This window comes from Corynebacterium sp. MSK032 (assembly GCF_030232065.1).
Classification (GTDB): Bacteria; Actinomycetota; Actinomycetes; order Mycobacteriales; family Mycobacteriaceae; genus Corynebacterium; species Corynebacterium jeikeium_D.
Map to the genome: position 1 here is coordinate 212679 of NZ_JASPJR010000002.1, position 20496 is coordinate 233174.

Annotated in this window: 13 protein-coding genes; 9 read left to right on the plus strand and 4 right to left on the minus strand. The window is 59.5% G+C overall.

Annotation, left to right across the window (positions count from 1 at the left end; all coding sequences use genetic code 11):
- Nucleotides 1-106 precede the first annotated feature (106 nt).
- The 7 genes from QP995_RS02105 to QP995_RS02135 all read left to right on the plus strand — a co-directional run bounded on the left by QP995_RS02105 (nucleotide 107) and on the right by QP995_RS02135 (nucleotide 10297).
- Nucleotides 107-373 (plus strand): HPr family phosphocarrier protein, encoded by a 267-nt coding sequence (locus QP995_RS02105; RefSeq protein ID WP_224433282.1) that lies wholly within the window; start codon nucleotides 107-109, stop codon nucleotides 371-373.
- An 88-nt stretch (nucleotides 374-461) separates the two neighbouring features.
- The gene (ptsP, locus tag QP995_RS02110) at nucleotides 462-2153 is read left to right on the plus strand and encodes a phosphoenolpyruvate--protein phosphotransferase (protein ID WP_070653252.1); all 1692 of its coding nucleotides are present in this window, start codon (nucleotides 462-464) and stop codon (nucleotides 2151-2153) included.
- A 467-nt stretch (nucleotides 2154-2620) separates the two neighbouring features.
- Entirely contained in the window at nucleotides 2621-4024 is a 1404-nt protein-coding gene (gene brnQ / locus QP995_RS02115) for a branched-chain amino acid transport system II carrier protein (protein ID WP_284852862.1), read from the plus strand.
- A gap of 80 nt (nucleotides 4025-4104) precedes the next feature.
- Nucleotides 4105-5349, plus strand: a complete 1245-nt coding sequence (locus tag QP995_RS02120; protein WP_070429144.1) for a dicarboxylate/amino acid:cation symporter — start codon at nucleotides 4105-4107, stop codon at nucleotides 5347-5349.
- A gap of 123 nt (nucleotides 5350-5472) precedes the next feature.
- Nucleotides 5473-6921 (plus strand): threonine synthase, encoded by a 1449-nt coding sequence (gene thrC / locus QP995_RS02125; protein WP_049189589.1) that lies wholly within the window; start codon nucleotides 5473-5475, stop codon nucleotides 6919-6921.
- 134 nt (nucleotides 6922-7055) lie between these two features.
- The gene (locus QP995_RS02130) at nucleotides 7056-8792 is read left to right on the plus strand and encodes a thiamine pyrophosphate-binding protein (protein ID WP_256700298.1); all 1737 of its coding nucleotides are present in this window, start codon (nucleotides 7056-7058) and stop codon (nucleotides 8790-8792) included.
- 77 nt (nucleotides 8793-8869) lie between these two features.
- Entirely contained in the window at nucleotides 8870-10297 is a 1428-nt protein-coding gene (locus QP995_RS02135; protein WP_070653248.1) for an MFS transporter, read from the plus strand.
- 29 nt (nucleotides 10298-10326) lie between these two features.
- Here QP995_RS02135 and QP995_RS02140 read toward each other — a convergent pair whose 3' ends face one another.
- The 3 genes from QP995_RS02140 to QP995_RS02150 all read right to left on the minus strand — a co-directional run bounded on the left by QP995_RS02140 (nucleotide 10327) and on the right by QP995_RS02150 (nucleotide 17232).
- Nucleotides 10327-12549, minus strand: coding sequence for a hypothetical protein (locus tag QP995_RS02140; RefSeq protein ID WP_284852863.1), 2223 nt, complete (start codon nucleotides 12547-12549; stop codon nucleotides 10327-10329).
- A 98-nt stretch (nucleotides 12550-12647) separates the two neighbouring features.
- Nucleotides 12648-15830 carry a bifunctional [glutamine synthetase] adenylyltransferase/[glutamine synthetase]-adenylyl-L-tyrosine phosphorylase gene (locus QP995_RS02145; protein WP_049189593.1) on the minus strand — a complete coding sequence of 1061 codons (3183 nt, stop codon included), beginning with the start codon at nucleotides 15828-15830 and terminating at the stop codon, nucleotides 12648-12650.
- Between the two features lie 61 nt (nucleotides 15831-15891).
- Nucleotides 15892-17232 (minus strand): glutamine synthetase family protein, encoded by a 1341-nt coding sequence (locus QP995_RS02150; protein WP_005511085.1) that lies wholly within the window; start codon nucleotides 17230-17232, stop codon nucleotides 15892-15894.
- A gap of 140 nt (nucleotides 17233-17372) precedes the next feature.
- Between QP995_RS02150 and panB the strand changes: the two genes are divergently transcribed.
- Together panB and QP995_RS02160 are read left to right on the plus strand one after the other, a co-directional pair.
- Nucleotides 17373-18182: a 3-methyl-2-oxobutanoate hydroxymethyltransferase gene (gene panB, locus QP995_RS02155; protein ID WP_224783789.1), complete on the plus strand. Its 810-nt coding sequence runs from the start codon at nucleotides 17373-17375 to the stop codon at nucleotides 18180-18182.
- Nucleotides 18183-18212: 30 nt separating this feature from the next.
- On the plus strand, nucleotides 18213-20033 hold the full coding sequence (locus tag QP995_RS02160) for a CYTH and CHAD domain-containing protein (protein ID WP_049189595.1): 1821 nt from the start codon (nucleotides 18213-18215) through the stop codon (nucleotides 20031-20033).
- 12 nt (nucleotides 20034-20045) lie between these two features.
- Here the strand turns inward: QP995_RS02160 and QP995_RS02165 are convergent, their stop codons facing one another.
- Complete coding sequence (locus QP995_RS02165; protein WP_016423068.1) at nucleotides 20046-20249, minus strand: SPOR domain-containing protein; 204 nt, start codon at nucleotides 20247-20249, stop codon at nucleotides 20046-20048.
- Nucleotides 20250-20496: the final 247 nt, after the last annotated feature.

Sequence of the window (20496 nt, forward strand, 5' to 3'; positions counted from 1 at the left end):
CGTTGATGCTAAGCAAGCACCAGCGGGCGGCGCACCAGCGGTGGGGTGTACAGGCACTGTGCCTGAGTCAGAAAATTTCACATATTCGACCCGAAAGGATTCAACCATGATTACTCGTACCGCTACCATCGGTTCCTCCGTAGGCCTGCACGCTCGCCCGGCTTCCCTGTTCACTCAGGCTGCTGCTGAGTACGACTACGACATTGTCATTTCCCTAGACGACGAAGAGGCCGATGCCGCCTCGATCCTGGAGGTCATGACCCTCGGCGCTAAGCACGGCGACGAAGTCACGCTGAGCTGCGAGGACGACTCCGCAGCTGCAGCTCTGGACGAGCTTGCAGCCATGCTCGAGCGCGACCTTGATGCCGAGTAAGCCCAGCTAGAACGCTCCTGGATAACACCACGGCACACCACGACCGACGAGTATCCCCGCAGAGGTCCCGAAAAGGAGATCGGAAGCAATGAACGAGCAGCACACTGTCATCTATGGCATCGGTGTCTCGACCGGTACGGCCAGCGCTGAAGTAGTAAAGGTACTCCCCGCCCCGGGAGTTGATACTCAAGAGCCGTCGTCGACCGATCCCGTCGCCGATGGTGAGCGCGTCCGCGCGGCGATGGCCAACGTCGCAGAGTCGCTGAAGAAGCAGGCTGAGCACTCCAGCCCGCAGGCACGCCCGATTCTGGAGGCCACTGCGCAACTGGCTTCCGATAGGGCGCTCGCCAAGGCCGTGGTGAAGAAACTCAAGGCAGGCTCCGGCATCACCCAGGCCGTTCACGATGCCGTTGAAGACTACGCGCAGCTCCTAACCAGTCTCGGTGGCTACATGGCTGAACGTGTCACCGACCTCTACGATGTTCGCGACCGCACAATTTGCGAGCTGCGTGGCCTGCCAAAACCGGGCGTCCCGGATGTTTCCACCCCAACTATTCTGCTTGCCGACGATCTCGCGCCCGCCGAAACCGTGGGTCTTGACCCCGAGTTTGTCGTAGGCATTGCCACCGCCGGTGGCGGGCCGACCAGTCACACGGCTATCCTCGCAGCACAGCTGGGCATTCCAGCCGTCGTTAAGGCGAAGGGCGTCATGGAACTCGAGGCCGGTACCTTCGTCGCCATTGACGGCGGCGCCGGTGAGGTAATTGCGAATCCGACCGCCGATGAGGTCGCCGCGTTGGAAGAGCGCGCTCGACGCCGGGAAGCAGCCCTGGCGCAGTCTGTGGGCGCAGGCAAGACCGCTGATGGGTACCCCGTGAATCTGCTGGCCAACATTGGTACGGCGGAGGATGGTGAGTCTGCAGCAGCGCAGGACAATGAGGGCACCGGCCTGTTCCGTACTGAGTTCCTTTTCCTCGACCGCGACAAGGCTCCGAGTTTGGAGGAACAAACGGAAACCTACACTCGTGTGCTGAAGGCATTCGGTGAGCGACGCGTGGTTGTGCGCACGCTGGATGCGGGTGCGGATAAGCCGCTGAGCTTTGCCGACCTAGGCGAGGAAGAAAACCCGGCGCTGGGTCGCCGCGGACTGCGCCTGTCGCAGGCTCGGGAAGATTTGCTGGATACGCAGCTGGATGCACTCGCCGCTGCGTTTGACGCCACCGGCCGTAAGGCTGACCTGCGGGTTATGGCTCCGATGATCGCAACGGTCGAAGAAACAAAGTGGTTTGCAGACAAGGCACGGGAGCGTGGCCTGCCGAAGGTCGGCATCATGATTGAGGTCCCCGCAGCAGCAATTCGCGCGAAGCAGCTGCTGTCCATTGTGGACTTTGCCTCCATTGGTACTAACGACTTGTCGCAGTACACTATGGCGGCCGACCGTATGCAGGGGGCTCTGGCGGATCTCCTATCGCCATGGCAGCCGGCTGTGCTGCAAATGATTAAGTCCGCATGCAAGGGCGGCAATGCTACCGGCAAGCCCATTAGTGTCTGCGGTGAAGCCGGCGGTGACCCGCTGCTGGCACTGGTCCTGGTGGGCCTCGGCGTGAGCTCGCTGTCCATGGCTTCCAAGAAGGTGCCGGCCGTCCGCGCCGCTCTCCGCCTCCACGACCGCGCTACCTGCCAGCAGATGGCAGCATACGCTGTCGATGCCGAAACTGCGGCCGATGCGAAGGCCGCAGTGACCGCGCTGGTGGATCCGAAGGTGAAGGATCTGCTGTAGAGCGACGGAATTAGCACTAAGCCTGGCGTACACACGCTGTCAGCGTAAACGTGTGCGCCAGGCTCTTTCTCTTATGTTCGCTGCCCCATCACAGGCAGCAAATTTTCTGGGAAATTTCTTGATTTTCTCTCTCTCGAACGCCCCATTAGGATAAATAGAGTGCCTTCGTCGGCACCACCAACGCCGTCGAAGCCCCTTAATAATTCCAATAAAGACGGCTCATACAAGCCGCAACTTAATTCACGCATCAGGCTCCACCCAGCCCGTGAAAATTCACAATTTCACATTAAGAGTGTCAGTTTTCGACATCGTGGCCTTTCATCTACATGGGCACACGAACTGCAATTGCGCTGTTGTAACGGGCGTTTGCGCCACCGCAGCACAGGCAACAACGGCGTCGCCACAGCAGCTTGCAGCATCGCCCTTGACCTTACGGGCGACACTAATTTAGAAAGAACACAATTCTCATGACCAAGTCGAGCGGAGTGGAGTCCCCGAAGTCTTTCGCTTCCATTATCGTTGTTACAGCTCTCATGCTGTTTTCGATGTTCTTCGGCGCGGGCAACCTCATCTTCCCGCCGAAGCTCGGAGTGGATTCCGGTACCAATTTTGGCCTCTCAATCACCGGCTTCCTGCTCACCGGTGTGGCGTTGCCAGTTCTGGCCATCATCGCCATCGCCATTTCAGGCAACAACCTGCGTGACCTAGCGTTTCGCGCGGGCCGCATCTTTTCCTTAGGCTTCCCGGTAATCGCATACCTTTCCATCGGTGCTTTCTACGCTCTGCCGCGTACCGGTGCCGTGTCGTACGAAACCGGTGTCCAGCCGATTTTCGGCAGTGATTCACTGGCCGTCGCTGCGGCCTTCTACTTTGTTTTCTTCGGTATCGCCTTAGCACTTGCGTGGAATCCGAATGAAATTGTGTCCAAACTGGGCAAGATCCTCACCCCGGCTCTGCTAATTCTCTTGGTTGTATTGGTTGGAATGTCGGCATTCAAATTCGATGCCGCTCCGGCTGCGCCAATTGAGAAGTACTCCTCTACCCCATTTGCCTCCGGCCTGGTCGAGGGCTACCTCACAATGGACTCCATCGCCGGCCTGGCATTCGGCATCATTGTCATTTCTGCCCTCCGCGTCAGCGGTGTCCCAGAGGGCAAGCGTATGGTTCGCGGCACAATGATCTCAGGCCTGTTCGCCGGCATTTTGCTGGCCATCATCTACTTGGGTCTGGGCTATGTCGGCCAGGTGCTGCCGAATGCCGCCTCCTTCGATAACGGCTCGGGCATTCTCGCAGAGGCTTCCAAGCTGGCCATGGGCCAGGTCGGACAAATCGTCTTCGGCCTCATCGTTCTGCTCGCATGTATGACCACGGCTGTCGGCCTGATTGCCGCCACCAGCGAGTTCTTCAACCTGCTACTTCCGGGCATCAGTTACAAGGCATGGGCGATTATCTTCACGGTCATGTCCTTCGTAATGGCAACACAGGGGCTGTCTCAGGTACTGGCGATTGCCGCGCCAATCATCACCTTTATTTACCCGCCGGCTATCACGCTGATTGCACTGACTCTTCTCGACCCGGTCATTTCCTACTCCTTCAAGCTGCATTACACCTACCGCCTGGGCGTCTGGGTTGCCACCATCTGGTCGGGTATCTCGGTGCTCTCCGGTTTGGGTGTCGGTGGTTCTGCTTTGGCGGACTTCCTCAGTCTCGTACCTGGTCAGACCATCGAGTTCGGATGGTTCCTGCCAACTCTGGCAGCGGCGGTGATCGGATACGCAATTGACGTCGTCACGCGAAAGCAGCGCGCAAATCGCCCGGCGAGTGTGCTTGCCGACGAGACCGTTACAGAAGAGGTAGCCGAAAAGGCGTAAAACCACACCCGGTTATTTGCGTTGCATAACGTAAATACCGCACGCTAGAGAAGTAAATTCCATCCGAACAAGGATTGACTATGAGTACCCGAATGCGTTTTACGCAAACGCTCCTATTCCGCGTTATTGTCGCGATTATTCTGGGCATTGTCTGCAGCTTTTTCTTCCCGGAATGGCTGGCTCGAATTTTTGTCACTTTCAATGGCCTCTTTGGTAACTTCCTGGGCTTCTTTATCCCGGTGCTGATTTTTGCCCTCATCACGCCGGCGATTGCCAGCCTGGGCCGCGGCGCCGGAAAGTGGCTGGGTATTACCACTGCTATCGCCTACGGCTCGACGGTGTTTTCAGGCTTGCTGGCCTACGCCGCCACCCAGGGGCTCTACCCTTGGCTGCTCGGCGCTGATCAGGCCGGCACATCGGTGGATATTGATGAGGGCGCGCTGGAGAGCTTCTTCAATGTGGAGATGCCACCGCCGTTTGACGTCATGACCGCCCTGTTGCTGGCTTTCACGGTCGGTGTGGCGATGACCACCGTGAAGTCGGACTCGCTCTACCGCGGTGCGACGCAGCTGCGCGACGTGATTATGAAGATCATCTCGGCGTTTATCATCCCGCTGCTGCCGATTTACATCTTTGGCATGTTCCTGTCTATGGGCATGAACGGCAACCTGACCACGACGCTGTCGATGTTCTTCAAGGTGCTGCTTCTGGCAGTCATCGGCACCGTGCTCCTGTTGGCAATCCAGTTCTCCATCGCTGGCGCCATCGCTGGCCGCAGCCCGTGGACGTCCCTGAAGAACATGCTGCCGGCTTACGCCACCGCACTCGGTACCTCCTCCTCGGCCGCTACCATTCCGGTGACTTACAAGGCCGCGCTGAAGAATGGTGTCTCGGAGAAGGTCGCAGGCTTTACCGTGCCGCTGTGCGCGACCATTCACCTGGCCGGTTCGATGATGAAGATCACCCTGTTCGCGTTTGCTGTGATGTTTATGGCGGACAAGCCGCTTTCGCCGGGCATGGCCATCGGCTTCATTCTCACTTTGGGTATCACCATGATCGCGGCTCCGGGCGTTCCAGGTGGCGCAATTATGGCCGCGGTCGGAGTGCTGCAGTCCATGCTGGGCTTCGATCAGGAGCAGGTCGCTTTGATGATTGCCGCCTACATCGCCATCGACTCCTTCGGTACCGCATGTAATGTCACTGGTGACGGTGCAATTGCCATGATTGTTAATCGCTTTGCCAAGGATGATGTCATCGACCGTTCCGAAGAGCTCAGCTTCGACGCTGAAGCGGCCAATTCCGCATCTTCCACAACCGAGGCCTAACTGGCTTCGGTGCATATGTAAAAATTAAAGAAAACATCCACCGGTCAACCCCGTCGCAATCTTTCAAAAGGCCTTCTTATGGGCCGATGCGGCGGGTGTTGGCATACATGTAAGGGGCCCGCCTTGGACTTCATTTCGACTCGCGACCCAGAGCGCACGCCGCACAAGTTCTCAGACATTCTCCTGGGAGGTCTCGCTAACGACGGTGGCCTCTACCTGCCGGTCGAGTACCCACAGGTTGACGATGCCACTTTGACGCGTTGGCGCTCCGTGCTTGTCGACGACGGTTACGCAGCCTTGGCTGCAGAGGTCGTCAGCCTTTTTGTGGACGACATTCCACTGGAGGATTTGCGCGGTATCTGTGCACGGGCGTACACCTACCCGAAGTTCTCCGATCCGGATATTGTGCCGGTGACGAAGCTGGAAGATCAGCTCTACATCGGTCACTTGTCCATGGGCCCCACAGCGGCATTCAAGGATATGGCGATGCAGCTGCTCGGTGAGTTCTTCGAGTATGAGCTGGCTCGTCGTGGCGAGACCCTGAACATCCTCGGCGCCACCTCTGGTGACACGGGTTCCTCGGCCGAGTATGCAATGCGCGGCCGTGAGGGAATCAGCGTGTTCATGCTAACTCCGGCTGGTCGAATGACCGCGTTCCAGCAGGCTCAGATGTTTGGTCTGCAGGATGCCAACATTCACAACGTCGCCCTCGACGGTGTCTTCGACGATTGCCAGGACATCGTTAAGGCCGTCTCCGGTGACTTGGAGTACAAGGCCAGCCGCCACATTGGTGCAGTCAACTCGATTAACTGGGCTCGCCTGATGGCTCAGATCGTGTACTACGTCTCCTCGTGGATTCGTGTCACTGGCGGCAACGGTGCTGAGGCGAACAACGCGCAGAAGGTCAGCTTCAGTGTGCCGACCGGCAACTTCGGTGATATTTGCGCCGGCCATATTGCGCGCCAGATGGGTGTGCCAATTGACCGCCTGATTGTGGCTACCAATGAAAACGATGTCTTGGATGAGTTCTTCCGCACGGGTGCCTACCGCGTGCGCAGCGCTGCGGAGACGCAGGCTACCTCTTCCCCATCGATGGATATCTCCCGCGCGTCTAACTTTGAGCGTTTCATCTTCGATCTGCTGGGGCGCGATGCTGAGCGCACTGCAGACCTCTTTGGTGTCAAGGTCAAGGAGGGCGGCTTCTCGCTTACTGCTGATCCAATCTTCCCAGAGGCTTCTGCCCAGTACGGTTTCCTCTCCGGTCGCTCGACTCACGCTGACCGCGTCGAGACCATCAAGGACTGCTGGGAGCGCCTAGAGGTCATGGTCGATCCGCACACCGCTGACGGTATTCACGTCGCCCGCGGCCTGGTAGACCAGGTATCCACCCCAATCGTCTGCCTGGAGACCGCCCTGCCGGTAAAGTTCTCCGAGACCATCCTGGAGGCCACCGGACGCGAGCCGGATTGCCCGGAGCGTTTCGCGGACATCATGAATGCCCCGCGCCGCGTTACCGAGCTGCCGAATGATGTCGATGTGGTGAAGAAGTTCATCGACGACAACGTGGCTTAAAACCGGGCATAGCCCAACGTCACCCCCATCCGCGCAGCAGCGATGTGGAATAGTGCCCTCTTTTTTAAGGGCAAACGGCATTATCTTGGGCTATAGGGCTGTTATTACCCCCGTGATTACTCACAATTGTTCACATGAGTTTCACTCGAGTTAATAGCCGTCCTATGCCCCACGCGCCCGCATCTTCCCCGCAGGAAGGTTCCCAAAAGACAACCACGGTCTCGCGGGCGCTGGCCGACACACTGGCCCAGCACTGCGACCACTGCTTCGGTCTCATCGGCAACGCGAACTCCCACTTCACGTCAGCCCTTACTGAATCGGGATTCGGCTACTCCTCCGTCCGACACGAATCGGCTGCTGTCGGGGCCGCCGATGCCTTCCACCGTGCAGGCGGAGGGCTTGCTATCGCGACCGCTACTTGCGGCGCAGGATTCACCAATGCGCTAACCACTCTGGCCGAGGCCCGAGTAGCCCGTATTCCGCTGATTTTTGTCGTCGGCACGCACCCGGAACGCCCACGTCCCTTTGACCTTAATCAGGCGGCGCTCCTCGACGCCCTCGACGTCTGTCATCGCACCGTTACTCCCGAGTCCGCGCTTGACGACGCAAACTTTGCGGTCCAGCACGCACTGAGTTCTCGGCAGCCTGTCGTGCTGCTGCTCCCCTATGACATCCAAGAAGCACCGATTACGGCATCTGCGTCTGAAACACAGTCGACTAATCAGGAGCATCTGCACACCGGCCGACCAGAATGGTTGGAGTCAACTGTCGCGTCGCTGGCCGAGGAACTGCAAACTGCCCGTCGCCCACTCATTATTGCTGGTAGAGGTGTGTTGCTCTCTGGTACCGCAGATCTAGTTCGCCGCATCGGGGACGGTGCGGGGGCACTGTTTATGCACTCAGCGATGGCTCGTCATGTGCTTTCCAGTCCGTGGCAGATTGGCACCGTGGGCGGTTTTGCGCACGCGTGGCAGGTGGAGCTAGCTCGACAGGCCGATGTGGTGCTGTTCCTGGGAGCAAGCTTCAACGCTTTCCAAAACCGTGGCGGCAACATGTTTGCACCGGACGCGAAGATTATCCAGGTTGTCGACGAGCCCCATCCCGCTGCTCAGCCGTCGGTGACACCGCTATTGGCTAAGTTGGAGGAACTTCTGCCCGTACTGGCAGAGCAGCTGGAGAAGTCCCGGGGGTCGTCGTCAAGCACATGGCGTGCGGAGTTGAAGACACTGCCGACGACAGCGGAGGTCGAGTCGCTGACGTGCGCGGATGGCCGGTTGGATCCGCGGGCGTGCCTGCAGTATCTGAATCGTAGCCTGCCCAATCAGCGCGCTGTGTGTACTGACGGTGGCCATTTCCTGGGGTGGGTTCCGAAATATCTTGATGTGCCTGGTCCGCAGCAGCAAGTGATTGTGGGCACGGCGATTCAGTCAATTGGTTTGGGCATGGGGTCACTTGTCGGCCTCGCGGCGGCACGCCCCAAGGACTATTGCGTGCTAGTCGCCGGTGACGGTGGCGGCACGATGGGTATTGCGGATTTACCTGCGGCGATTGAGCAGCTGCGGCGTGGTCGTGGCGGTTGCGTGGTGTTCATTAACGATGCTGCCTATGGCGCGGAGCTGCACCAGTTTGGCGATGTCGGGTTGGACACCTCGTCCATGGAGATTGCCGACTACGACTTCGCCGCAGTCGGACGTGCCTATGGCGCTCACGGTTTCAGTGTCGGCGAACCTGAGGACTTTGCCCAACTCGACGCCTACTTCCATGACGTTTCCAACTCCGATGAGGCTTCCGTTGCCGTAATTGATTTCAAGGTCTCACGGCTGGTGGTCGCGGACTTCGTGAAGGAAGTTCTGGCTAAGGCACAAAGGTAGTTTGCCGCAGGCATGATCGGGGCCATCTAGGCCCCGGTGCGACCCCTCTTCAGGCCGGTTGGTTGATGGGGTCTACAATGTGGCGAGTGGTAAAGCAGCGTAACGGTAAAGATCAGATTTCATCAACAGATCAGCCCGCCACCGCAGTGGCAAAGGACCCGCGCGAGCATGTCACTGGTCGCGCGATTGCCGTCTGGCTGGCGGCGCTGATTACCTACATCGTTGCCATCGTCGGCCGCACCTCCATGGGTGTCGCTGGCGTCGAGGCGCTCGATCGCTTCCATATCAACGCCTCCCAACTCGCGCTGTTCACCGCCGTGCAGGTTGGCGTCTACGCCCTGGCGCAGATTCCGACGGGCATCATCATTGACCGCGTCGGCGCCAAGAAAACGATGGTCGTGGGCGCACTGATCATGGCACTGGGCCAGGTCATCATTGCGTTCACGACATCGTATCCGCTGGCTGTCATTGCTCGTGTGTTCATCGGCGCCGGCGATGCCACCGCATTCCTCGGTGCTATGCGGCTGCTTCCCGCGTGGTTCCCACTGCGCGTCACTCCGCTGTTCACGCAGCTCACGGCTGGTCTTGGCCAGCTCGGCCAGTTCATCTCTGCGGTCCCGTTCCTCGCGATTCTGCACGCCGCGGGGTGGGTGCCCGCGTTCTTGTCGCTGAGCACCGCGGGTCTTCTCATCGCTATCGTAGGCATGATCGCGCTTGCCGACGTCCCGGAGAACTCCTCCACAGCCAAGATGTCACTTCGTAAACGCCGCGCCGCCGAGAAGGCCGCGAAAACGGCTGCCGATGGCGGAGCCTCTGCCGCAGCCGATGAGAAACTAACTATCGGCCAGACTCTGAAGATTGTGACCACTCACCCGGTGTGCTGGCAGGGTTTCTTCACTCACTGGACTGGTTTGATGCATCAGTGCATCTTCACATTGCTGTGGGGCATGCCTCTGATGATGCTAGGTATGGGTCTTAAGCCCTCCGAGGCCAGTGTGGTGCTGGTCGTTAACACGCTGTCAGTAATTATCGCCGGGCCGTTGATGGGCATGGTCTCGGCACGCACCGGCCGCGACCGTATCAAGGTTGTTGTCGCAATCGCGTTTATCAACATGGCCGTCTGGATTGTGTTCCTGGCACCGAGCAACCCACCAGCGTACTGGGCAATTATCGTAGTCAACATCCTAATGGCCGGTCTTGGTGCAATGTCCAACTTCGGCTTTGACTCAGTGCGCGAAGAGGTCGATCGCAAGGTACTCGCCACCGGCACTGGGTTGGCGAATATGGGCGGTTTTGTGGCCACCATGCTCGCTGCACAAGGTGTCGGCTTCCTGCTGGATATTGCAGCTCCCGATGGAAACTACACCTGGGAAACCTTCCGCATTGGCTGGTTGGCTGTCGTCGGTGTGTGGGTGATTGGTTTCGTTGGCCTGCTGGTGGCAAAGCGTGCGGCGGCACGCTTTGTCGCCCAGCAGAGCCGTTTTGAGCTGGAACCTACGGAGTAGGAACTACAGGAAGTCGAGAGACGGAGCGGCTAGAACAGCGAAAGCTGCTCTGGCCCTTCCAGTCCCTCCGAGTCATCCGAGTCCTCCGAGTCCTCCGCTTGCTCGGAGGAGTCTGCGTGGCCGCTATCCTCCGTGCGTTCGCTGCCATCAGTCTGAGCACCATGGGAAACGCGCTCACCGGTGTCAGTTTCGGAGGCTGCGTTCTCCGGGACGTCGTCAAGCGAAGGCGTTGATGCTACGGCCTCACGCTCATACATTTCCTGCAGCTTCTCGGTCTTGGTAATGCGGACTAGCTCGGCGTAGATGACCAGCTTCATAGAACTATTGACCAGTGGCCCCAGCTGGGAAAACAGGACATCGACGTCGCCGTCAACCGCGAGGCAAGCGCGACGCAGGCTCTCCTCGGAAATAATCCAGCGAGAAGTTTCCGCGCAGGTTTCGCGGTCGCCGATGAAGTCCAACGCGAGGGCAACCTGGTTGCTGGCGACGCCATCCAATGTGGCAGCCAGGCGCTCGTTAGGTGCGGCATCCTTGAACAGGCGGGCAATCTGGACTGCCTCCGCCGTCGGCACCTGGCCAGCGGCATACTCAGCGATGAGTTCGGCCATGCGCTGAGCACCGACGTGCTGATCAGTCAGCCAGATGTCGTGCAAGGCATACATGATGGCCATGGCTTGCCAGGAGGCGTGCCCATGATAGAGAATGCCCAAGATGCCGGCCTGCTCCAGCAGCCAACCGACCATCGCTTCCCCATCGGCGCCATTGCGAGCGCAGAGGTTGTCGACATTCCAAGCCATATGCCCTTCGACGCAGCAGCCATAGAACTTCTGATCTTCCTCCAGCTGCGCGGCCAGTGACACTACTTCACGCGCGGCATACGGGTAGCCGTAGGCAAGGGTGGCATGCGACAGATCATCGACGCCCATGGTCACCCACGGAAACTCGCCGTGCCACGGACCGCGACCAACGAGGAAGCCCGCCGCGAGATACGCCCATCGGGTCGAGGCATCAGCGTTGTACCAGTACTGCAGTGCGCGCGGCGTCGGATGCCCGCTGTCAGCGTGAATCAATCCCGCGTTGACCAGCATCTCCACAATCCAGGGCGCCGCGAAAGCACTCGCCCCTATTGACGCTGCGAAGTCCTGAATCCACAGCAGGCTCGATTCCTCATACATGTGCAACGGGTCCTTCAGACGTCCGTCGCCGCTGCCCGCAGCATCCATAAACGCCGAAGCAAACGCCACCGCAGCCACCGAAGCTTCGGTCAATTCCTTTGACTCCAGCGTTGCCGGGAAAGACTCCGTCGGATGCGGCTTACGAATCGACCACATGTCGCCCTTGAGCGCCAACGCGACTGCGCCCACCAGGCGGGCAACCACTGTCGATTCGTTGCGTGCTTCCGATTCTTGCTCAAATGTCGGCATCGCCGGTTCTTCTAGCACAGTCAGCAGCAGACGCTCTTCGGCCCAGCGCACCGCGTCGGCACGTAGTTCAGACCACATATAGGAGGGCAAGTACTTCTCGTCGGTTGCCATCCAGCGCAGCTCATTGCGAATATCCACCGGAGCTGTCATCACCAGAGCCCGCACCTTCACCGGATCGCAGAGGAAGCCTGCAATGAGCTCCACCTGGCGAGCCTGCACATTCCGCACCGTTAAATCGCTGGCGTTCAGGGCTCGCGGTGTGCCCTCTCCCGGCGCGTTATCCGGCTCCAGCCCCATGCGCTCCATACGGCGACTCAGCACATCCGCTGGCATATTCGCCACTAAGTCGGCGACGCGGAAGCTAAGGCTCGGTTCCGCCGGGAACACCTCCGAAATATGTGGCGGCACATGCCACACGCCCGCCGGTTCCTCCCACACGAGCCCCTGGCGCTGGCCACGGCGTAGCACATGCTCAAGCTGCTGCTTGCCGACGCGACGACGCTTGCGGTCAACGCCCTTCGGCGTATCGTGCGCCATCACGTCCGCATCCGATGCCCAATAGGCCACTTCTGTGAGGGTATCCAGCGATGCGGAATCCTCCAGAATATGAACCAAGTGGGCCACATCGAGAACATCGGGATCACAAAAAGACAGCGCCGTATGCGCTGAATCCTGTGACATCAGCAATTCCACCGCCTCTTGCCCAGCAGCTGAGGTATCAGCGGCTGGGCACGTGCGGCTCAATAAAAAACGCAGGTCAGTGCCATCGAGGTTGAGAATGAAATCCTCATACCTAGGGCGTACCGAGTAATCGACGTTGCGTTCCATAGCCCACCATTATGCCCGGTCGCCGTGCTAAGACAAAGGCTGCACCCCGCTGCCACATATTGAGCCTCGCAGCGAGGTGCGGCAGACCTCTGCCCGGCCTACTCGTGGTCGGGGTTCTCCTCACCCCAAAACACACGATTGACGACACGGCTGGAGTGACGAGTCAGACGCAAATAGTGCTCAATAAAACCGTTGGAATCCGATGCCTCCCACCCCGCCGCACCGGCGACCTGAGTCAGCTGACGCCCCGGCTGGGGCAGCTGATCCGTGCGCTTACCACGGGTGAGCACCAGCGCATTGCGAGCATTCGTCGCCATCAGCCAGGCATCCCGAAGTGCGTCGGTATCCTCCGCATCTAGAATTCCGCGGTCTTTCAGCACTTCCAGACACTCCAGCGTCGACGTGTTGTGCAACTCCGGCACCTCGTGGGCATGCAGCATGATTAGCAGCTGCACAGTCCATTCGATATCGGTCAGTGCACCGGAACCGAGTTTGGTGTGGGTACGGCGATCGGCTCCGCGAGGCAGTCGCTCGGAATCAACACGCGCTTTCATACGACGGACATCGCGGACCATCTTGGCATCAGCTCCGCCCTGTGGGTACCTCAGCGGATCGATGGCCTTAAGGAAGCGGGTGCCCAGGTCTTTGTCGCCGGCAATCCAGGTAGCCCGTAGCAGTGCCTGAATCTCCCAGGTTTCACCCCAGCGCTCGTAGTAGGTCACATAGGAATCCAGGGTCCTGACAATCGGGCCCGAGCGTCCTTCTGGGCGCAGGTCCACGTCGACCTCCAATGGCGGGTCCTGGCTTGGCTTTGCCAGCCGACGACGCAACGAGTCACAAATCCTGGTTGCCCACTTGACCGCCTCGGAATCGTCGACAAGCGGCGCTCCATCGGCGTCCTTGCGGGGTTCACAGATGAACATCACGTCGGCATCGGAGCCGTAGCCCAGTTCAGCACCGCCGAGTCGCCCCATACCGATTACGGAGATAATGCCCGGGACCTCCGAGTCAGGATGCTCCAGCGACCACGCACGGATTTCGGCGGCGAGGGCAGCTTCGAGTACGTTGTCCCACACCATCGACAGAGAATGACAGACCTCTTGCACATCCATCAGTCCGAAGAGATCTGCGGAGGCAATGCGCGCGAGCTCTGCACGGCGCAACGCACGTGCCACACCAATGGCCTTAGCTGGACTGTTGTGACGAGCAGCCGCTGCGACCAGCGCACGCCCGACTGCATCGGAGTCGGTATTCAGTAGCTTCGGCCCGGACGCGCCGTCGCCGAACCGTTTAATTACGTCCGGCGCACTCATAATCAGATCAGACGCGTACGGCGAAGAACCGAGCACCCGCATCAACCGCTGGCCGACGACGCCCTCATCGCGCAGCGTACGCAGGAACCACGTTTCGTCGTGGAGCTTCTCAGAGAGCTTGCGATAATTGAGCAGACCCGCGTCGGGGTCTGGCGTCGACGATAGCCACTCCATCAGCGTCGGTAGCAGCATCGCCTGAATACGCGACTTGCGCGAGGTGCCCGCCGCCAGCGCAGAAAGATGCTCGTAGGCGCGATCCGGGTACTGATAGCCCAGCGCGGCCAGCTGGCGCTTTGCCGCATCGGCCGATAGCTGCAGGGTTCCAATGTCCTGCTCCACCACGGAGTTCAGCAGTGGACGGTAGAAAAGCTTGTTGTGCAGGGAGCGGATCTGTGAGCTGGCCAGTCGAACCTGCTTGGCCAGCGGTTTGCTGGCATCGGTGCCGCCCTCACCGACGATGCCAGAGGCGCGACCGAGCCACTGAAGAGCTTCGGTGTCGTCGTCGGCAGGCAACAAATGCGTCCGCCGCATCTTTTGCAGCTGCAGGCGGTGCTCCAGCAGACGGACGAACTCGTAGGCGTTAATCAGCGCGGCACCGTCTTCGCGACCGATATAGCCAGCCTCGACAAGTGCGTCGAGTGCCATCACAGTTGGCAGCACGCGGAGGCTATCGTCATAGCGACCATGGACCAGCTGCAGCAGCTGCACCGCGAACTCGACATCACGCAGACCACCGCGACCGAGCTTGAGCTCTCGGTAGCGAAGCTCTTCGGGGACGTTTTGGACCACACGGGCGCGCATGCGTTGAACATCATCGACGAAGGATTCCCGCTGAGAGGCGGTCCACACCATCGGAGCTAGAGCATCGATGTATTCGCGGCCCAGCTCGATATCGCCTGTCATCGGCCGCGCCTTCAGTAACGCCTGGAACTCCCAGGTTTCAGCCCACCGCTTGTAGTAGGCGACGTGGGAATCCACGGTGCGTACGAGTGCACCCGACTTACCCTCCGGTCGGAGATTCGCGTCGACCTCAAAGAAGCAGTGGCAAGAAATCCGGATAAATTCGCTGGCCAAACGGGTGGCTCGGGCATCCGCCGGCTCTGCGACGAAAATGACATCCACATCGGAGATGTAGTTCAGCTCTTCCGCACCGCACTTGCCCATGGCGATTACGGCCAGGCGTGTTGAGACCGGCGACGAAGGAAAGACCTGTTGCACCGCGACAGAGAGTGCAGCCGTCAACGCCGCATCAGCCAGATCACTGAGTGCCTCCGAGACCTGACGGAATGGGACTTGTGGCTGTCCCGGACGGCGAGGGCCCCGTGGGTACGTGCCAGCCAAGTCGTAGCACGCAATACGCATAATCAAGTCGCGGTAGGCGCACTGCATCGCAACTTCGGCCTCACGGCCGGTTAGCTTCGCACGGTACAAACCGGGGCCTTCAAGCGTGGCGGGCGCAACGACGGGGTTGCGATACTCGGGATCCTCCTGCTTTTCCAGACTGGCCTCATCAGTGAGTTCGATGACCTCGGGCACAGCCCCGACGCTGGAGAGCATCTCGCGGAACATGTCTGCCTCAGTTGGAAACTCAGCTTGGAGCAGAACCCACTTTTCTGGGTGTGCAACCAGGTGATCGCCCAGTGCACTCGAGCCGCCGAGCAGCGCAAACATACGCGTACGTAGCGGCACCTGCTCGCGCATGGCTTCATCGAGACCGGACCAGGTGGCCCAGTTCTCCAGCTTTCCCTGCTGCTCCAGCTCGTCGAGAGCGCCTTTCAGCCGCACTAGCGCCATAAGCGCCAGCTTGGGGTCGCTGGCTCCGGCAAGACCCCACAACAGATGTAGGGACTCCTCGTTGTACCACCCCAAATCTTCCAGGTCAGCCCGCGTCCGATCGTCATTACGCAAGCCCAGCGCTGCGGGCCGCGGCACTGATTGGCGAGATGTGCGAGGTCGATTCATCACCATTGAAACTGGTCACCCAAAAAACAAATTAAAGACGAAAAAGGAAGGGGGCGGTACGGGGAAACTAGTAATCCAGAGTTGTGCGCAGCTCCCACTGCGTCACCTGACGCTGGAACTCGCGCCACTCGCGCCACTTATTGAGCAGGAAGAACTCGTAGACATGGTCACCGAGAGCATCGGCCACCAGATCGGAGCGTTCCATCTCCTGCAGCGCCACCTCCAGGGATGTCGGCAAATCGCGGTAGCCCATCGCACGTCGTTCCCGCTTGGTCAACTCGGAGATGTTGTCCTCTGCCTGCTCCGGAAGCTGGTAGCCCTCCTTAATTCCCTTCAAACCGGCGGCCAAAATCACCGAGTAAGCAAGATACGGGTTACAGGCCGAGTCCAAGGAACGAATTTCCACCCGGCGCGAATGTGCCTTACCCGGTGAGTACATGGGCACACGCACGAGAGCCGAGCGGTTGGCCATGCCCCATGTCGCGGACGTCGGAGCCTCATCGCCAAATGCCGTGCGCTTGTAGGAGTTGACCCACTGATTGGTCACAGCGGAAATTTCGCTGGCGTGAGTCAGAATGCCGGCAATGAAACCCTTTGCGGTGTCGGAGAGCTGGTTTTCATCATCCGGGTCGTGGAATGCATTAGTGTCCCCTTCAAAGAGGGAAATATGAGTGTGCATGCCATTGCCCGGCAAATCCTGGAAAGGTTTCGGCATGAATGTCGCCTGCACACCGTTTTTCATTGCGATCTGCTTAATGATGTAGCGGAAAGACATCACGTTATCCGCCATAGTCAGCGGATCGGCGTAGCGCAGATCGATTTCCTGCTGACCCGGCGCATTTTCGTGATGGGAGAACTCCACAGGGATTCCCATGTCTTCCAACACCGTGATCGCTTCTTGGCGAAAGCGGGGTGCGCGGTCGTAGACCGCCTGGTCAAAGTAACCGCCATTGTCCGTTGGCACCGGCGGCTTTCCATCAGTAGCCAGGCTCTCTACTAGGAAAAACTCAATCTCCGGGTGGATGAACGCGTGGAAGCCCTCGTCGGCAAGCGCCTTAATTTGGCGGCGCAGCACCTGGCGTGGATCTGCCCACGACGGCTGACCATCGGGCATGACGATGTCGCAGAACATGCGCGCGGACGTGATTGTGTCTTCTTTATGCAGACGCGGCATGACCTGGAACGTCGAAGGATCCGGTTGCGCGATAGTGTCAGCCTCGGAAACGCGGGAAAAGCCCTCCACCGCGGAGCCATCGAAACCAATGCCCTCTTCAAAGGAGCCCTCGAGCTCAGCCGGTGCGACGGCAACGGACTTCAGATACCCCAAAATATCGGTAAACCAGAGGCGGATATAACGGATATCTTGCTCTTCGATTGCGCGGAGGACGAATTCCTGCTGACTGTTCATACTTTCCAACGTTACCCAGGTGCCCGGATTCGCGGTACACATTTTGACCATCCGGCGTGGCTAGCCAACTGCCGCGCCCGTGTCATAACCGCTGCCCTCGTGGCCTCGAATTGCGGGTGACTATGGCATGCTCTATTGACATGAGCGGAAAAAAGATTCGTCTGAATAATCTGGCCGAATGGAAGGCTGAGTCTCGCCCCTGGGCAATGCTGACTTGCTACGACTACTCCACCGCGCGCGCTTTTTCCGCCGCCGGTGTCGAGCTGCTGTTGGTCGGCGACTCTGCAGCAAACGTTGTCTACGGCTACGACACCACCACCGAGATCTCGCTGGAAGAAATGATCCCGCTTGCTCGCGGTGTCGTCCGGGGCGCTGGCAACGCACTTGTGGTTGCCGATCTACCCTTCGGCACTTACGAGGCCTCCGATGAGCAGGCCGTGCTGTCCGCCGCGAAGATGATGCGCGAAACCGGCGCACACATGATCAAGATCGAAGGTGGCGTGCGTATCGCCCCGCGCATCCGTGCGCTGGTCAACGCCGGCATTCCGGTCATGGCGCACATCGGTTTCACCCCGCAGTCCGTCAACGCGCTGTCCGGTTTCAAGGTCCAGGGGCGCGGTGCGGGGGCGGACCAGCTGCGTGCCGACGCCCATGCGGTAGCCGATGCTGGTGCCGCGGCCGTTGTCCTGGAGATGGTGCCTGCGGATCTGGCCACCGAGATTACCCGCGAGCTATCCATCCCAACCTGTGGCATTGGCGCTGGTAACCAGTGCGATGGCCAGGTTCTCGTCTGGCAGGATGCCTTTGCAGTTCCGGCCGATGGCCGCAGGCCGTCGTTTAGTTCGGTGTTCGAAGAGGTCGGCGAGATGCTGACCAAGGGAGCGAAGCAGTATGTCGACCAGGTGCACTCCCGCGAGTTCCCTACTGAGGCGCAGAACTTCTCGGGTTAGCTCTTCGATTCGGGGGTAGGATTAGTGGTTATGGCATCTAAGTCTGGTTCTAAGTCCAAAACTCCAACTGCGGCGTTGGAGGTGGAATCTAAGTTCTCAGCTACCCCAGAAGTGGTAGCCCCATCGTTCGATTTCGTTCCACAGGTTGGCTCCACCACCACTGAGGTGCGAAATCTCTCCGCGATTTACCTGGACACGGCGGACCTGCGTCTGACCCGGTCCAAGCACACTCTGCGTCGCCGCACGGGCGGCCCCGATGAGGGGTGGCATCTGAAGGCGCCGGGTACCGGCGGTCGCCTCGAATATGGCGTTGGCCTGGAAGAGGGCTCTGTTAACGGTGAAGGCCGCGATGCTGACTACATCGTGCCTACCGAGTTGCTTGCCCCCGTGCGCGCAATTGTGCGCAATCACCCGCTGCAACCAATCGCGCAGGTAGACAATGAGCGCCACGTCACCACGGTGTTTGCCCTCGATGGCACGCCCATGGCGGAGTTTGCGGATGATCACGTCACGGCGACTTCCTTCCTCGATGGCGGCGAAACCACTACTTGGCGTGAGTGGGAGATTGAGCTGCTCGGGGATTGGGCAAATCACCCGGACGGTAAGGCCGTAATGGCAGCGATGTCCAAGGTCGCTGAGGTGGCTGGCGCCGTGCCGTCGGAAAGCCCTTCGAAGTTGGCGACGGCGTTGGGTGACTCCATCGACTCCGCTCCCCTGCCGCCGGTTCCAGCGAAGCTGCCGAAGGGTACTCCGGGGCGCACTGTGGTCGATGCGCTGGCCGCTAACGTGGCCAAGATGGTCGAGTACGACCCGAAGGTACGCCGCGATGAGTTTGACTCGGTGCATCAGATGCGCGTCGCCACTCGTGAGCTGCGCAGTCATATGCAGACCTTCCACGGCATTGTTGTGGGCGATAAGGTCGCTGAACTGGAGGGCAACCTCAAGCAGCTGGCGGGTGTTCTCGGCGTGGCTCGTGACGCTGAGGTCGTCGCTATGCGCTGGGAGGAGCTGCTGGCCAATCGCGAAAGCGCCGCTTTGGGCGAGGAGCTGCGTGCGAATCTCGTCGAGGATGTCCAGAAGGACTACGACCGCGCTCATCAGCGCGTCATTTTCGCACTCAATTCAAGCGAGTACCTGCAACTTCTCGACGATCTCGATGAGTTCCTCGCCAATCCGCCAATTGCCGCAAATGCGGACGAGGCCGAGGCTGGGGAAAAGAAGTCTAAGAAGAAGGACGAATCGCTTGTCGACGGCGCGGAGAACGCAGACTCCGAGGATACGTCGGCAGCTGGTTCCGAGGTCGCGGCTGAGGCTGATACTGCCGCCGATGCAGCAGCTTCCACGACCTCAGACAAGGCCGAGCCGGAGAAGGTAGCGGCACCGAAGGAACTCGACACCACTGCGGTGCTGCTTGATCACCTGCGCAGCGCGTTTTCGAAGTTCCGTCGTCGCCACAACCTGGTACTCGATGGCCGCGAGGATGCTGACCTGCCAGAGGCAGATTTGGACGAGCGTTACCACGATGTCCGCAAGGCTGCGAAGAAGCTCCGCTACAGCGCGGAAGCTGCTCAGAACGCGGACCTGCCGACCGAGAAGCTCTACGCTGCTTGCAAGAACCTGCAGTCGGTTCTCGGTGACTTCCAGGACACCTGTACTGCGCGCGACTTCGTACTGGCTCGCGCTAAGCGTGCCTCCCGTGCGGGCAGGGACACCTTCGGCTACGGCGTGCTTTACCAGATGGAGTACTACGACGGCCTGAAGGCCCTGGCTGAGTACGACGATGCCGTGGCAAAGGTTTTCAAGGCCTTCCGCAAGATGGAAAAGAAGATTAAGAAGGGCAAGAAGGCCTAAAGGCGTAGAGCCTTATTTTTCAGCTACTCCCCAGTCGTCATCTTCTTCATCCCAGTCGTCGGCCGCCTTGTTGCGCTCGGCGACTTTTTCCATGGCAGCGCGGGCTTCCTCTTCGGAATCGTAGGGGCCCATTCGGTCGTCCCAACCGGTTTTCTTTCCCTGAAACACCGTGCCCGTCGACGGCTGGTAGTACCACTTACTGCTGTTGTCGCTCACGATTTTTCTCCTCTTCCACATCGAGAACTTGTCGAGTTATCAAGCGGTTCTGCCACCGCCAACTCCACACATAAGCAAACTTGCAGAGAGACAACCATTTACCTGCCATGTGCGCTGCGGCGACATAAAATCCCAGTATATAGGTTTGTCACTGTCCCCCGACCCGGGTATTATCGACGGAATTGTTCACCTTAGAACACAAGCGTTGAACGCGAACACTGCACACCAGCACTATGAGTCCGATCTC

What these genes read in the sequence shown, in the direction of transcription:
- QP995_RS02105 (WP_224433282.1), top strand. Translation starts at nt 107, where the DNA reads ATGATTACTCGTACCGCTACCATCGGTTCCTCCGTAGGCCTGCACGCT.
- ptsP (WP_070653252.1), top strand. Translation starts at nt 462, where the DNA reads ATGAACGAGCAGCACACTGTCATCTATGGCATCGGTGTCTCGACCGGT.
- brnQ (WP_284852862.1), top strand. Translation starts at nt 2,621, where the DNA reads ATGACCAAGTCGAGCGGAGTGGAGTCCCCGAAGTCTTTCGCTTCCATT.
- QP995_RS02120 (WP_070429144.1), top strand. Translation starts at nt 4,105, where the DNA reads ATGAGTACCCGAATGCGTTTTACGCAAACGCTCCTATTCCGCGTTATT.
- QP995_RS02130 (WP_256700298.1), top strand. Translation starts at nt 7,056, where the DNA reads ATGAGTTTCACTCGAGTTAATAGCCGTCCTATGCCCCACGCGCCCGCA.
- QP995_RS02135 (WP_070653248.1), top strand. Translation starts at nt 8,870, where the DNA reads ATGTGGCGAGTGGTAAAGCAGCGTAACGGTAAAGATCAGATTTCATCA.
- QP995_RS02140 (WP_284852863.1), bottom strand. Translation starts at nt 12,549, where the DNA reads ATGGAACGCAACGTCGATTACTCGGTACGCCCTAGGTATGAGGATTTC.
- QP995_RS02145 (WP_049189593.1), bottom strand. Translation starts at nt 15,830, where the DNA reads ATGGTGATGAATCGACCTCGCACATCTCGCCAATCAGTGCCGCGGCCC.
- QP995_RS02150 (WP_005511085.1), bottom strand. Translation starts at nt 17,232, where the DNA reads ATGAACAGTCAGCAGGAATTCGTCCTCCGCGCAATCGAAGAGCAAGAT.
- panB (WP_224783789.1), top strand. Translation starts at nt 17,373, where the DNA reads ATGAGCGGAAAAAAGATTCGTCTGAATAATCTGGCCGAATGGAAGGCT.
- QP995_RS02160 (WP_049189595.1), top strand. Translation starts at nt 18,213, where the DNA reads ATGGCATCTAAGTCTGGTTCTAAGTCCAAAACTCCAACTGCGGCGTTG.